Source organism: Halomonas sp. ND22Bw, assembly GCF_003011945.1.
Lineage (GTDB): Bacteria > Pseudomonadota > Gammaproteobacteria > Pseudomonadales > Halomonadaceae > Halomonas > Halomonas halophila.
In genome coordinates, this window is sequence record NZ_PXWD01001613.1 from 1 (window position 1) to 242 (window position 242).

At 75.6% G+C, this 242-nt stretch carries 1 protein-coding gene; it reads right to left on the reverse strand.

All coding sequences use genetic code 11. The annotated features are described in order from the left end of the window. The coding region (locus tag CVH10_RS26375) for a hypothetical protein (RefSeq protein ID WP_219925082.1) at positions 1 to 242 on the reverse strand (242 nt) is incomplete at both ends.

Consider the following 242-nt stretch of genomic DNA (forward strand, 5'->3'; position numbering starts at 1 on the left):
GGATACGGGCTCGCGGGTGCCGGTGGGGTGCGGCACGCCATGCTGCCGGCAGAGGGATGCGAAGGCGAAGGGGTCCTTGAGCCTCGCCACGCAATCCGGGCCGGCGCCGAGGACGCGGTAGCGCTCCGCGATGGCCCGCATCAGGTCGGGGGCGGCCTCGAAGCCGCTGCCGAGGACGAGGCCGATGGGCTCGTCCGGCCCCTCGGCCGCGAGGGCGTCGAGCTGGTCGAGGACGGCCTCGC